The organism is Streptomyces resistomycificus, assembly GCF_001514265.1.
Classification (GTDB): domain Bacteria; phylum Actinomycetota; class Actinomycetes; order Streptomycetales; family Streptomycetaceae; genus Streptomyces; species Streptomyces resistomycificus.
Genome location: NZ_KQ948989.1, coordinates 174,372 through 188,097 on the forward strand (window position 1 = coordinate 174,372; position 13,726 = coordinate 188,097).

At 71.0% G+C, this 13,726-nt stretch carries 8 protein-coding genes and 1 pseudogene; 1 reads left to right on the forward strand and 8 read right to left on the reverse strand.

What is annotated here, in order from left to right; genetic code table 11:
- Positions 1 to 65: 65 nt before the first annotated feature.
- From AQJ84_RS06175 to AQJ84_RS06195, 5 genes are all read right to left on the reverse strand, one after another.
- Positions 66 to 449, reverse strand: a complete 384-nt coding sequence (locus tag AQJ84_RS06175; RefSeq protein WP_030041561.1) for a DUF779 domain-containing protein — start codon at positions 447 to 449, stop codon at positions 66 to 68.
- A 54-nt stretch (positions 450 to 503) separates the two neighbouring features.
- Positions 504 to 1,679 carry a bifunctional class I SAM-dependent methyltransferase/NUDIX hydrolase gene (locus AQJ84_RS44905; protein WP_030041562.1) on the reverse strand — a complete coding sequence of 392 codons (1,176 nt, stop codon included), beginning with the start codon at positions 1,677 to 1,679 and terminating at the stop codon, positions 504 to 506.
- A 204-nt stretch (positions 1,680 to 1,883) separates the two neighbouring features.
- Entirely contained in the window at positions 1,884 to 7,097 is a 5,214-nt protein-coding gene (locus AQJ84_RS06185) for a family 43 glycosylhydrolase (protein ID WP_053190767.1), read from the reverse strand.
- Positions 7,098 to 7,570: 473 nt separating this feature from the next.
- Positions 7,571 to 8,266, reverse strand: a complete 696-nt coding sequence (locus AQJ84_RS06190; RefSeq protein WP_030041563.1) for a LuxR C-terminal-related transcriptional regulator — start codon at positions 8,264 to 8,266, stop codon at positions 7,571 to 7,573.
- A gap of 128 nt (positions 8,267 to 8,394) precedes the next feature.
- On the reverse strand, positions 8,395 to 8,898 hold the full coding sequence (locus AQJ84_RS06195) for a MarR family winged helix-turn-helix transcriptional regulator (protein ID WP_030041564.1): 504 nt from the start codon (positions 8,896 to 8,898) through the stop codon (positions 8,395 to 8,397).
- A gap of 72 nt (positions 8,899 to 8,970) precedes the next feature.
- On the opposite strand from AQJ84_RS06195, the gene AQJ84_RS06200 reads away from it, so the two are divergent.
- On the forward strand, positions 8,971 to 10,275 hold the full coding sequence (locus AQJ84_RS06200; protein ID WP_030041565.1) for a multidrug effflux MFS transporter: 1,305 nt from the start codon (positions 8,971 to 8,973) through the stop codon (positions 10,273 to 10,275).
- A 343-nt stretch (positions 10,276 to 10,618) separates the two neighbouring features.
- On the opposite strand, the gene bla is transcribed toward AQJ84_RS06200, so the two are convergent.
- From bla to AQJ84_RS06215, 3 genes and pseudogenes are all read right to left on the reverse strand, one after another.
- The gene (gene bla, locus AQJ84_RS06205) at positions 10,619 to 11,557 is read right to left on the reverse strand and encodes a class A beta-lactamase (RefSeq protein WP_030041567.1); all 939 of its coding nucleotides are present in this window, start codon (positions 11,555 to 11,557) and stop codon (positions 10,619 to 10,621) included.
- 201 nt (positions 11,558 to 11,758) lie between these two features.
- Positions 11,759 to 13,090, reverse strand: a pseudogene (locus AQJ84_RS06210) (Gfo/Idh/MocA family protein).
- A gap of 263 nt (positions 13,091 to 13,353) precedes the next feature.
- A complete protein-coding gene (locus AQJ84_RS06215) occupies positions 13,354 to 13,689 on the reverse strand; it encodes a hypothetical protein (RefSeq protein WP_053190836.1) in 336 nt (111 codons plus the stop codon).
- Between the last annotated feature and the right edge of the window lie 37 nt (positions 13,690 to 13,726).

Sequence of the window (13,726 nt, forward strand, 5' to 3'; positions counted from 1 at the left end):
GAGGTCTCGTCAACTGTTCCAGGACTCAGGGGAAGTGCACCAGACGGCGACGGCCGTCCGGGTGGTTACGCGTCGACGATCCGCGAACGGATGAGGAAGCGCACCCCCTCGGGTGCCTCCAGGGAGAACCCGCTTCCCCGGCCCTCGACGACGTCCACGATCAACCGGGTGTGGCTCCACACCTCGTACTGGCTCCGCGACATCCAGAACGTCACCGCCTCCTCCACCCCGGCCACGTCCAGCTCCGCGAGCAGCACGTCCGAGTCGCCGGTGCGGAACTCACCGGCCGGGAAGCACATCGGGGCGCTGCCGTCGCAGCAGCCTCCGGACTGGTGGAACATCAGCGGCCCGTGCGTCCGGCGCAGTCGGCGCAGCAGATCGGCCGCCGCGGGGGTGAGCTGGACGCGGGGGACCTCGTCGTAGGGAGGCGGTGCGGGTTCTTCGGCCATGGTCACCGAGTGCAGCACGCACAAGGTTGCGAAGGGGTTGCGGCGGGTGCCCGGTCAGCCGGCGTACGGGGTGAAGTGGGCCGGAGTGTGGTCGATCGGCAGGTCGGGGCGCCAGGCGGTGAGTCCCTGGGCGCTGCACACGAACAGGTTCTGGGGCAGTCGGTCGAGCGGGAACCAGCGCCAGTCGCCGACGCGTTCGCCGGGCTGGTCCGCCGCCTCACCGCGCCACGCCGTCACCACGGTGGCCACGGTGATCCGTACGACGTCGTCGACGTGGTCGAGGAGCGTGCCCAGGAGCCGCACGTCGGCCGTGCGGGCCTCGATGCCGGTCTCCTCGCGGAGTTCCCGTACGACCGTTTCCGGCAGCGACTCGCCGGGTTCGACGGTCCCGCCCGGCAGCTCCCAGGTGCCCCGGTGGTGGCGGCCCAGGAGCAGACCGCGCGGACCGTGCAGGATCGCGCCGACACCGATCGCGGCGTGCGGGACGGGCGGCCGGGAGGAGCGGGGGCGGGAGGAGACCCGGACCGGCCGGGTCACCCGGAAGATCCGGTACGAGGCCTGGTTGTCCGGGTCGGGTGCGTCCGACACGTCGATCCGATCGACGCGCAGCCCGTGCTCGGCGAGCAGCTGGGACCAGAGGTCCGGGGTGAGCACCCACATCCGCACCTCCACCTCGCCGCCGCCGGCGAGCCGCAGGGTCTCGGGCCGTGACGCGACGACGGACGACGGCCCGTCGCCCCGCGAGTTGGTGTGCAGCACCGTGAAACACAGCGTTCCGCCGGGCCTGAGCGCCGTGGCGAGTGCGGGCAGCAGCCGACGGGGGTCGATGTAGGGGACGGCGTTGACGGAGTAGATGACGTCGTACGGCTCGGCCGCGCGCAGGTGGTCCACCGCGTCGGCCCGCACCACCCGCAGCCCGGCCAGGTCGCCGTAGCGGGCGCGGGCCCGCTCGCACTGGCTGGGCGAGGAGTCCACCGCGTCGACCGACGCGCCGTACGCGCGGACGAGATGCGCCGCCTGCCGCGCCGGACCGCAGCCGAGGTCGAGGACCCGCCGCCCCGCCGGCTCGCCGAGGAGCTCTGTGCCCGGCCCGGTGCCCCACCCACCCCAGTCGATCCGCTCCACCTCGGTGAGGACCGTGCCCTGCCGCAGGTGGTGGGTCCCGTACGCGTCCCAGGCCTCGGCGTTGACCGACTCCGCCTCGCCGGAGTCGAGGGGGTGCGCTGTCACGAAGCCTCCCGGGTGTACTGGTCGCGGGTCTCGGACCTTACGGGAAGTGTCCTGCCACGAATCGCCGAGGACCGTCACGCCACCGTGGTCGTCGAGGCGGCGGCGACCAGTGGTGGAACCGTCCGGACCTCAGCGGCACCGGACGAACGTCGGGTTCGTCCGGTGCCGCTGAGGTCCGGTCCTGCGGGGTCTTCTCCGCCCGGTCTACAGCCGGGGACCGCCGACGGTGACGAATCCGGTCACCGTCGCCGCGGTGGCGTTGTCGTAGACCACGGCACCCGTCGACTTCTTCCAGACCTCGATCCGGAAGGTGTCAGGTCCGTCCGTCGCGGTGATCCGGAATCCGTAGCCGGCCGCGCCGTTCACCGTGCCCGATCCCTGGTAGACGGCACGGGACTTGGTGACCACCAGCCAGTCGGAGCCGGTGGAGCGGAACTTCAGCCGGGCCGCGCCGAAGTCGAACGTGACCTTGCCGGTGGGCACGTCGGCGTTCCTGCGGTAGTCGGCGGTGAAGGAGAAGGCGGCCTTGCCGGTCAGCCCGGGCTGGGCGGGGTAGGCGCCCGCTGCCGAGGTGACGATCCCGACTCCGGCCGCGGGGCCGGCGGCCCGGTCGTAGACGACCAGCTCGGGCAGCGTCCTGCGGTCCGAGGCACCGTCGTCGTCGGTCACCGTGACCACGGGCCGGCGGATGCCCGCCGTGGTGTAGGTGTGGGTGGCCGTGCAACGGGAGTCGCTGACGGTGCCGCGCGTCGGTTCGCCGCCGTCCTTCCAGTCGACCGTGCAGGTGTGGGTGTCCGCCGAGCCGGGGTCGCCGAACGCGGCGCTGACGGCCGTGGCGCGGTTGGCCGCGACGGGTGACGCGGGGCCGTGGGCGGAGGTGATCGCCGGGGCCGCGTTCCCGACGGTGACGGTGGCCGTGTCGCTGCTGCGGCCGCCGGTGAGGGTGACCTCGTAGGTGCCGTCGTCCCGGCAGGTGAGGGTGGTCGCGGCCGCTCCCGCGTCCGCGAACGCGCAGGGCGCTCCCTTCTCGATCGTCCACTTCGGACTGCCCGCCCCGGAGAGGGTGCCGGAGATCCGGATCGCGTCGCCCTCGGTGCCGTCGGCGTCGGAGCCCGCGTGCACCACGGTGACCGGGTCGATGCTCGTCAGCGTCGGCACGACCTTCTCGATCAGGCCGTCGGCGTCGAACTCCAGCTTGTCGACGGTGGTTTCGCGGTGGGTGCCGTCACCGCCGGGGATGGCGAAGCGGTGATAGGCGATGTACCAGTCGTCGGTGTTGGGCACGTGGACCACGGAGTGGTGGCCGGGGCCCTTGATGCCGAGTGAGAGGTCCTTCTCCAGGATGACCCCCTGCTTGGTCCACGGACCGGTGGGGGAGGAGCCGGTGGCGTAGGCGACGCGGTAGTTCTCGTCGCGGGTGTCGTTCTCCGACCACATGAAGTAGTAGGTGCCCTTGCGCTTGATGACGAAGGTGCCCTCGTTGTAGCCGCTCGGGGTGATGTCCTTGATCTTCGTGCTGTCGAGGGACGTCATGTCGTCGTTCAGCGGGACGACGTACGCGCGTCCGTTGCCGAAGTAGAGGTACGAGGTGCCGTCGTCGTCCGTGAAGACGGCCGGGTCGATCATCTGGCCGGTCAACTGTCCCGCCTTGAGCAGGGGCTTGCCCAGGGGGTCCTTGAACGGGCCGGTCGGCGAGTCGGAGACCGCGACGCCGATGTTGGCGTCGGCGCTGAAGTAGAAGTAGTACTTCCCGTTCTTCTCGGCCATCGTCGGCGCCCAGGCCCTGCTGTCGGCCCAGCTGACGTCCGGCCCCAGGTCGAGGATGACGCCGTGGTCCTTCCAGTGCACCAGGTCGGTGGAGGAGTACGCCTTGAACTGCGTGCCGCTCCAGCCCGGGAAGCCGTCGGTGGTCGGGTAGATGTAGAAGGTGTCGCCGAACCTGACGATGTTCGGGTCGGCGTTGAGCCCGGGCAGGACCGGGCTCTTCATCTCCAGTGCCGTGACCTTCCAGGTGCGCTTGGCGCCGTCCGAGCCGGTCACCTCGTACGTCACCGGCTCGGTGAAGTCGTGCAGCGTGCCGGAGGCGGGGCTGATGGACGCGCCGTGGGCGAGGGCGAACTCCGGCGCCAGGGCGGTGAGATCGCTGCCCTCGGCCAGCGGGAGGGTGATCTTGCCGGCCGCGTCGTCGATGATCGCGTCGGTCTTCAGCGCGGGGTGGGTCGCCGCGGCGATGCCCGTGGTGTTGCCGCTGAGCTCCAGGACCTCGGTGGGCGCCAGGGCCCGGTTGTAGATCCGGAAGTCGTCGACCTCGCCGCCGAAGTAGGGGTCCGGGGAGTACAGGGACTTGCCGATGTAGCCGGAGTATCCCTTGGAGGAGTCGTAGAGCTCGGACGGCTTGATGGTGACCCCGGTGGCCCGGGCCGCCTCGATGCCGTTCACGTAGAGGACGGCCGTCTCGGTCGCGCTGTCCACGGTGACGGTGACGTGCTGCCACTCACCGGGGGTGAGCCGGGAGCCCGCGGTCATCTGCTTCTCGCCCGACCAGGTGGCCTCCGTGATCGCGGAGAAGAGCTTGCCGCCGCCGTTGGAGGGGGAGGCGAAGAGGTACTTGTTGCTGTCGGGACCCAGGCCGAAGAGCCACTGGAAGTTGTCCCCGCCCTTCCACTTGACGTGGGTGGAGACGGTGACGCTGTCGGCGTTCTTCAGGACGCCGTTGGGAATCCTGACGTACGGCGAGGTCGTGGAGCTGCTGGTACCGCCGGACATCTTGAACGAGCCGCCGTCCACGCCGGTCCCGAAGTCGGGAGTGCGCACGTACGTGCCGTGGTAGCCGTGGCCGCTGGAGTCGCGGGCGATGTTGCCGCCGGTCTCGTCGAAGTCGTAGTCCAGGAGCAGGTCGGCGGGTACGTCGGGGCCTTCGGCCGAGACCGTGACCTCGGCCTTCAGGGTGCCCCCTTCGGGCAGGGAGCCCGTCACCGTGAAGGTGCCGGCCTGTTCGTAGGCGGATTCCGGTACGTCCGCCCAGTCGACGGAGACGGGACGCTCGACGCCGTCGGCGTACTTCGCGATCACGGTGGCCGGCAGGACCGGCGCGTCACCGATCCGCGTCTTCACCGCGATGTCCTCGACGCTGTCGACGAGCTGGTCGGGCTGGTAGGCGCGCAGCAGGCGGTCGTACTCGGCCTGGGTGACCGGGAGGACCGTGCCGTGGCGGGGCTTGGCGGGCAGGTCGTAACCGGTGGACGGGGTCCAGACGCCGGAGTCGAGGTCGGTCGTCTCGAAGGGGATGTAACCGCGACCGCCGAACTCGTCGAGGAACGCGTACCACTTCTCCTCGGTGTTGGACTTGAACACCAACGGCCCCTCCGCGGCGTTCATCGCGCCCTTGCCGATGCCCTCGGCGACCGGTGTCCAGGAGGTGTCGAGGAGCGAGTCGCTCTTCTCCTCGAAGATGAACTTGCTGTTGGGCGTCGAGGAGGAGTTGTTGCGCTCGTCCTTGGAGAGGCGGAAGTAGGTCCCGCCGTGCTGGATCACCGTGGAGTCGATGACCGAGTAGCCGCGGTCGATCCACACCTTGGGCTCGCTGAAGGTGTGGAAGTCGCGGGTGGTCGCGTACATCATGCGGTTGTACGTGTCGCCGGAGTGCGCCTCGTTGTCGTACAGCTTCGAGGCCCAGAAGACGACGTACTCACCGCGCTGCTCGTCGTAGAACGCCTCGGGAGCCCAGGTGTTGCCGGCGCTGTCGGGGGAGACCTTCACCAGGCGCTGGTCGGTCCAGTGCACGAGGTCCGTGGACTCCCAGACCATGATCGACTTGCTGCCGGTGCGCTGGGAGGCGTCCCAGTCGCCGTTGCCGTAGATCCTGAGGTCGGTGGCGATCTGGTAGAACTTGTCGCCCTCCGGGGAGCGGATGATGAACGGGTCGCGCAGGCCCTTCTCGCCGAGCGTGGAGGTCAGTACGGGTTTGCCGTCGTTCAACTCCCGCCACTTGAGAGGGTCGTTGCCCTTGCTGAGAGCGGCGTAGAGCTGCTCGCCGTCGGAGGTGCCCTCGCCGGTGAAGTAGCTGAACATGTAGCCCTTGAGGGCCTGCTTCGCGGGGAGTTCGGGGACCTTGGCGGTGAGGGTGCGGGTCGCGGTGGCCTCGCCCTTGGTGACGGTCGCGGTCAGTTCGACGTCGGCGGCGCCGGCGCCGTGCGCGGGGCGGTGGACCGTGCCGTCGGCGGCGACGACGTCCGGGTGGGCGGAGGACCAGGTGACGTGGGTGCCGAAGGAGCCGTCCGCGGGGAGGGTGAGGTTGCCGCGTACGTCGTCGATGTTGTGGACGACGAGGTCCTCGGCCGCCTGCCGGGCGGCGGTCTCGTCGTCGAAGGCGGGCAGGACCGTGACGTCGAAGGACCTGGTGTCCGTCACGGTGCCCTTCTTCAGGGTCGCCGTGAGCTCGGCACGTCCGTCCGGCTCACCGGCGGCGGGACGGGTGACCTTGCCGGTCTCCGACACCACCGAGGGGTTGTCGCTGGCCCAGCTGATGCTGGAGCCGCCCGCGGAGCCGGTCTTCGGCAGGTCGAGGTCGGCGGTGACGGCACTTGTGTCGCCGAGGGTGAGGGCGGCCTTGTCGTCGGCGACACCCTGGGTGGCCACGGGGAGGGCGAGTTGCTCGACCTCGGTGTCGGCGAGCGCCCGGTCGTACACCCGGAAGTCGCGGATCCTGCCCTTGAAGAGCTTGTCGCCGGAGTACACGGACTTGCCGATGTAGTTGGCTGTCGTGGTGCCGGAGCCGATGGCGCCGGGCGTGGTGGTGACCGCGGTGTTGCGGCCCACCTCGACGCCGTCCTCGTAGAGCACGCCGGTGGTGCCGGTCTGGGTGTAGGTGAGGTGCTTCCACGCGGCACGGGCGAGGTTGTGGGAGTCGCCGGGCTTGGTGGTCTGCTCCGTCGACCAGTTGCCGGTGGCGATGGAGGTGCGGAGGGAGTTGCCCGTGGTGAACAGGTACCCGTTGCCGTTGCCTGCGCTGGTGTTGCCGAAGCCGTAGATGAAGTACGGGGTGGTCTGGGCGGAGTCGATCAGCACGTCCATCGAGACGCTGATCGCGTTCATGCCCTTCATGACGTCGTCCGGCACCTTGATGTAGGTGTCGGAACCGTTGAAGGCGAGCCCCTGACCGGATGCCGACCAGCCGGCGGTGCCGTTGACAGTGCCGGTCCGGCCGTTGCCCGAGGCGTCGGTGGCGGCGGTGCCCGAGGCGGCGTCGAGCGGGTACCAGAGGGCGAGGCCGTCGGTGATCTCCGCGGTGTCCGCCGTCTCCGCCGCCTGGGCGGGTACGGCGGGCCCGAGGCCCAGCAACAGCGACGCGGCGGTGAGTCCGGCGAGTCGGCCCGTCAGGCGTCTCGCACGGCCGCGAAGTCGTGCCCTGTACGTCATGTGGAGTTCCCCTGCTAAGACACGGTGGAAGTAGGGGCCTCGGCCAGGGGCGCCCCGCTGTTTCGGCTGTGTGACGTCGTGTTGCGAGAGTGTCAGCCGGGGTGTGGGGCAGCGTCAAGAGGTTTCGAACGATGTCCGATGGGTCGAACGGTGGGGTGGGGGAGGCGGGTTTTTTGGGGGCGAGGGCCTCCGGTCGGGATCGGGCTCCCTGCGCGGGTCGGGGCTCCCTGGTCGGGTTGGGCTCCCTGGTCGGGTCGGGCTCCCCGGTCGGGTCGGGCCCCGACCGGATCGAGCCGTTGACGGACCGCGGTCGACCGGACCGCGGTCGACCGGATCGCGGTCGGTCGGACGGGGGTCGGTCGGACCGGGGTCGACCGGATCGCGGTGTCGAGTCAGGTGAGTGCCGGACCGGGGTCGGCCGGATCGCGTGGTCGAGTCAGGTGAGCGCCGGACAGGGGTCGGCCGGATCGGTGTCAGGCCGGGCGGACCAGGCCGGACTCGTAGGCGAACACCACGGCTTGCACCCGGGCGCGGGCGCCTATCTTGCCGAGGATGTTGCTGACGTGCGACTTGACCGTGGTCGGGGAGATCGACAGCCGCGCGGCGATCTCGACGTTGGACCAGCCGGAGGCGACGGCCGTGAGGACGTCCCGCTCCCGTCCGGTGAGCGCGTCGAGTCCGACCGCCCGCTCGGCGAGACGGCTGGGGCGCTCCTGGCGCACGGCGTCGATGAGTGCCCGGGTCAGGCCGGGGGTGATGACGGCGTCTCCGGTGGCCACGATGCGGACGGCCGCTGTCAGTTCGTCCGGGGTGGCGTCCTGGAGGAGGAATCCGCGGGCTCCGGCACGCAGGGCCGCGTAGGCGTACTCGTCGAGTCCGGTGCTGGTCAGGACCAGCACGCGCGGAGGGCTCGGCACCGTGCGACGCGAGTCGGGCGGGAGGGGGAGTGCGGGGATCCGCGCGATGCGCCGGATCGTGTCGATGACGTCGGAGTCCGGAACGCGGGCGTCCATCAGGACGACGTCGGGACGGAGTTCGGTGCTCATGCGGATCGCCTCGAACCCGCCCGACGCCTCGCCGACGACGGTGAGATCGGGTTGGGCCTCAAGGAGCATCCGGAAGCCGAGGCGTTGCAGTGCCTGGTCGTTGACGACGAGTACGGAGGTCATGCCGGGTTTCCCCTCTCGCCCCCCAGTGAACGAAACCGTTTCGTTCTTGCGGGAAGGCTACCCCCTGCTTTATCGAAACGACCCCGTTTTTCTTGTGGTGTGGGTCACATTCGCGCGGGGCGCGGAGGTCAGTCGCGCTGCACTCGCGACTCCATCACCTCGACCAGTCGGGACAGTGCCTTGAGGATCCACTCGCGGTCCTCACCGAGCCCCGCCAGCAGCTCCACCTCGGTGGCGAGCTGGCGGGGGAAGAGGGCGTCGACGGCGTCGGCGCCGGATTCGGTGATGGTGACCAGGGCGGCGCGACGGTCGGCGGGGTTCGGGGTGCGGGCGATGAAGCCGCGCTGCTCCAGCTTGGCGAGCGTCTTGCTGACGCCGGCGCGCGACAGCCCGAGTCGCTCGGCGAGCCGGCGGGCGATGACCGGCTCGGTGGCGTGGCGGAGGGGGATGAGCATGTCGATCTCCGGTGCGGTGAGCGGTGCTCCCGCATAGAGGGGTTCGATGGCGCGGCCGAGCAGACCCGTGGCGTGCTTGAGCAGGGCGACGACTTCCATGGGGGACGTGTCGAGCCCGGGATTCTGCTCGGCCCACCGGGTGCGGACCTCGGAGGGGGTGGGGGGAGAGGAGGGCATGCGGCTCACCTTCGCGCTCTTGCTTGGCTCTTACATTTGTTAGCCAGTGAACTATCGGTTACCTTTTTCTCCATGGTAGCCCCGTCCCCCTCCCGTCCCGCCACCGCGTCGGCCTCCCCGGGCCCGACGCCCGGCCCCGCCGCCGACCCCGCCCCCTCCCGGCGTGCAGCTGCCGTCCTGGTCGCCGTCCTCGGTGCCCTGACGGCAGTGGCCCCGCTCGCGACCGACATGTACGTCCCCGGTTTCCCGGCGATGGGAGACGCGCTCGGCGCGAGCAGTTCGGCCGTGCAGCTGACGATGACCGCGTTCCTGGCCGGGCTGGTCGTCGGCCAGTTGCTGATCGGGCCTCTCAGTGACGGGCTCGGCCGCCGCAGGCTGCTCATATCCGGGGCGGCGGGCTTCGTGCTGTTGTCCCTCGCCTGCGCGCTCGCCCCCAACGTCACCCTGCTGACCGGAGCCCGCTTCCTGCAGGGCGTGGCCGGGGCGGCGGGCATGGTGCTGGCCCGAGCCGTGCTCACAGACCGCTTCCACGGCGCCGACCTGCCACGCCGCTTCGCGGTGCTCTCCCAGGTCATGGGCGTGGCGCCGATCGTCGCGCCGGTGCTCGGCGGGGTCGTCCTGACCGTGTCCACCTGGCGTGCGGTGTTCGCCGTACTGACGTTGCTGGGCGGCCTGCTGCTGCTCGCCGTGGTGCGGGCCGTACCGGAGTCCCTGCCGCCCGAGCGCCGGCACAGCGGTGGCGTGGCGAGCACCTTCCGGGCCATGGGCGCACTGCTCGGCCGTCGGGCCTTCATGGGGTACGTCCTGGTCGTCGCCCTGGTCGCGGCGGCGCTGTTCACCTATATCAGCGGCTCCAGCTTCGTCTTCGAGAACCTCCACGGGGTCTCCTCGACGACGTACTCCCTGATCTTCGCCACCAACGCGGTCGGCACCCTGGTCACCGGTACGGTCTTCTCCCGCCTGGCCGGTCGGGGCGTGCGCCTGAACACGCTCCTGGTCGCCGGCGTCGGTGTCTCCCTGCTGGGTGCGCTGGGCCAGGTCGTGTTGGTCCTGTCCCTGGGCGAGACCCTCGCGGGTACGTGGATCACGCTGTTCGTGACGGTCAGCGGGATCGGCCTCGTCTTCCCGGCGGGCATGAGCATCGGCCAGACGGTGGGCCGGACCGCACCGGGTGCCGCCTCCGCGCTCGTGGGTGGCCTGCAGTTCCTCTTCGGTGCCCTCGCCTCGCCCCTCGTCGGACTGTTCGGGGAGGACAGTTCCCTGCCGATGGCCCTGATCATGCTCACCGCCGTGGCCGGGGCGGCGCTGGCCCTGGTCGGGCTCGCGCGCCCCTGGCAGGGGCACGGAGAACCGGGCGCCGCCAAGGCCGGGGCGTAGCGGGCGTGCCCGGTCGGACGCCCCGCTGCCGGCCGGGCGTCGGGGCAACGTCGCTGACGACGGTCATGACAGCTGACAGCGACATCAGCGCGGCCGGGTGGCGACGGAGCACTCCGGCCGCCACCGGTACCGCCTGCCCTCTTCCCCGGAGGAGCGGGACATGGACCGTGAACGGGTTCTGCGGTGGGCCGAAGCCGAGCGGCTGAGCCTCGTCGACTTCCTCGACTCCCATTGCGGGGAGTGCGGCTGGTGGCGACCGCTCGCCACCGTGCTGTCGTAGGGGTGGGCGGAGCGCGGCGGCCGCAGGAACAGGGGTGCAGGGCGGCTCAAGCGGCCGGTGGTCTCAGCGGCCCAGGCCGTCGATCGCCACGGTGGCGGCCTTGGCGATCAGGGCGTCGCGGCGCTCGGCGCCCTGCTTGTCCCGGGAGGACATGACGGCCATCACGATCGGGTTGCCACCGTCGTCCGGCCACACCACGGCGATGTCGTTGCGTCCCCCGTAGCCGGCGGAACCGCTCTTGTCGGCCACCTTCCAGTCGGCCGGAAGGCCGGCCCGGACAAGCGTCTCGCCGGTCGTGTTCGTCTCCATCCACTGTCTGAGGAGGTCACGCTCCTCCCGTCCCAGGGCGTCACCGAGCAGGAACGCCCGCAGACCGGCGGCCATCGCGCGCGGCGTGCTGGTGTCGCGGCTGTCGCCCGGGGTGCCGTCGCTCATCTCGGGCTCGTAGCGGTCCATCTCGGTGACGTGGTCGCCGAGTTGCTCCAGCACCTTCTCCAGGCCGTCCGGCCCACCGAGCTCGTGCAGGAGCAGGTTGACCGCCGTGTTGTCGCTGTACCAGAGGGTGGCGGCGCACAGTTCGCGCAGGCTCATCCCGGTTTCGACGAAGTCGTCGGTCACGGGTGAGTTCTCGACCAGGTCGTCACGGGCGTAGGTGACCACCTTGTCGATCCCGTCCGTACCGAACTTCCGAAGTACGGCACCCGCCGCCAGCGCCTTGAACGTGGAGGCGTACGCGAACCGTTCGTCCGCCTGGTGGGCGACCGTCCGGCCCGTGCCGGTGTCCAGGGCGTAGACCCCCAGCCGCGCGTCGAACTCGCCCTCCAGGTCACGGAATGCGCGAGCGGTGGCCTTGGCGGCCGCCGTCGGTGAGGCGGACGTCCTGGAGGCCTCCGGTGATCCGGGCGAGAGCTCAGCCTGCCCGCCGCAGCCCGGCAGCGCGACGAGGGCCAGCAAGCCGGCCGCCCAGGCGGCGACTCGCCGCGTACGAAGGGAATGCGTCATGAACGAGCCTCCAGGCCGTTGAGAGACCAGTGGGACGTTGCTGCGGCCCCGGGTGACTCCCGTGGCGCCGCAGACCAGTGTCCGGCACTCGCGTGCACCGGCACTCGCGTGCACCGGCACTCGCGTGCACCGGCACTCGCGTGCACCGGCACTCGCGTGCACCGGCGCCGCCCCCCCCGGCGACGGGGACCCGGGGTCTCGTCAGACGTCCAGCAGCTCCTTGGCCCGCACCGGCAGACCCGTCTCGAACGAGCGGTTCGCGGCGAGGCCGGTGACCAGGGAGCGGGCACCGTCGGTCGCGTCCGCCGCGCGGTGCAGGGGATCCGGGACGTGCGTACCGAACAGATCCTCCAGCATGCGTACGTCACCGCCGCCGTGCCCGCCCTCGCCGGCCGGCAGCTCGATCTCGCGCGGCCTCTCCCAGAAGCGGCGCAGCGACAACTCCGTGCGTCCTGCGGTGTCGTCCGCCTCGGCTCCGTGCAGAACCGGGTCGCAACCGTTCGTCGGCGCCTGGGGGCGGGTCCACGTCGACTCCTCCACCAGCAGCTCCAGACGTCCCTCGCTGCCGTTGAAGGCGATCCGGTAGCCCTCCCACGGGGCGTACGCGGTCAGGTGGTACGTGAGGGAGGCGCCCGTGGCGTACCTGACCAGCACGGCCATGTCGTCCTCGATCGTGACGCCGGGGCCGAACACGTTCTGGTCGCGGTGATAGCCGTCCTCCGCCTCCGCGTCCAGGTACAGCGCGCTCAGTACGGGGGAGTCGGCAAGGTGGAGGGCGAACGGGTCGCCCTCGGCGGCGGGGGAGCCGTGCGCGCGGTCGTAGGGACGGGCGAGCCCCCGGCGGCGGCCGGCCACATCGCCGTAGAAGAACAGCCCGCCCTGCGCGTACACCGTCTCGGGCCGTGTGCCCAGCCATCAGTTGACCAGGTCGAAGTGATGGGTGGACTTGTGGACCATCAGGCCACCGGAGTTGGCCTTGTCGCGGTGCCAGCGCCGGAAGTAGTCGGCGCCGTGGCGCAGGTCGAGCAGCCACTCGAAGTGCACGGAGCCGACCTCACCGATCGCGCCGTCCGCGATCAGTTCCCGGACGGCCGAGTGCGCGGGGTTGTAGCGGTAGTTGAAGGCGACCCTGACCTCGCGACCGGTGCGCCGCTGGGTCTCCAGGATGCGGCGGGCCCGGTCGGCGTCCGTGGTCATGGGCTTCTCGGTGACCACGTCACAGCCCGCTTCGAGGGCCCGCACTATGTAGTCGTCGTGCGAGCGGTCCACCGTGCACACCACGACGAGGTCGACGCGGTCACGGCGCAGCATCTCGTCGAAGTCCTCGGCGGCGTACGCCGGTACCGGCGGCCGGCCCGGTCGGGCGTCCGCGATCCAGGCGTTGTGGACCGTCATCCGGCGGGAGTTGACATCGCAGAAGCCGGCCAGCTCGAACCGGTCCGCGTAGGGACCGGCCAACGCCTGGGCGAACAGCCGGGCGCGAGCGCCCAGCCCCACCACGGCGGCTCGGCGGCGTGCGGTGTCGGGGGCCATACGGGACTCCGTTCGGTGGGGCGGTCGGATGGTCGCGCGGTGGGACACCGGCCGGGTACGGAGGGCCGGTACCCGGGATCACGGTGACACAGGCCGCCGGACGTCGACGCCGGACCCGCGAACGCGGAAGACGCCGACCATGCCGTACGCCACGCCACGCCACGCCACGCCATGCCATGCCATGCCACCCCACCCCACGCCACTTGCTCACGCCACCGCGTTCCCCGCCGCCTCAGTGGAACGCGAGGGTCGGCCCTGCGTGCTCAGCCCCCGGCGGACTCCAGGGGACCGGAGGCGACCGTGCCCCCGGTGCCCGAGAAGATGACGCCGGGGTCGGTCGGGGCCTGGTTGAGGACCCACAGGCCGATCAGCGTGGCGAGGGTGAAGACGACCGCGATCAGGACGACGAGCACGAGCCGGCGCCGCCGCTCGCGGCGCAGCCAGTCGCCGCGAGCCGTGCGGTAGGCGTCGGGCGCGGCCCGCACCCCGCCGGCCAGCGCCTCCAGGGCTTCGCGCAACTCCAGTTCCGTACGGTCCTGTTCCGCCTGATGCCGTGCCCTCGGAGTGCGCCCCTCGGAGTCCGGTCCGGTCGAGTCCAGCCCTGTCGCGTCGAGTTCCGGCGCGTCGAGTTCCGTC

Coding starts and splice junctions, on each gene's coding strand:
- AQJ84_RS06185 (WP_053190767.1), bottom strand. CDS start 7,097: ATGACGTACAGGGCACGACTTCGCGGCCGTGCGAGACGCCTGACGGGC.
- AQJ84_RS06200 (WP_030041565.1), top strand. CDS start 8,971: ATGGTAGCCCCGTCCCCCTCCCGTCCCGCCACCGCGTCGGCCTCCCCG.
- AQJ84_RS06195 (WP_030041564.1), bottom strand. CDS start 8,898: ATGCCCTCCTCTCCCCCCACCCCCTCCGAGGTCCGCACCCGGTGGGCC.
- bla (WP_030041567.1), bottom strand. CDS start 11,557: ATGACGCATTCCCTTCGTACGCGGCGAGTCGCCGCCTGGGCGGCCGGC.
- AQJ84_RS06175 (WP_030041561.1), bottom strand. CDS start 449: ATGGCCGAAGAACCCGCACCGCCTCCCTACGACGAGGTCCCCCGCGTC.
- AQJ84_RS06190 (WP_030041563.1), bottom strand. CDS start 8,266: ATGACCTCCGTACTCGTCGTCAACGACCAGGCACTGCAACGCCTCGGC.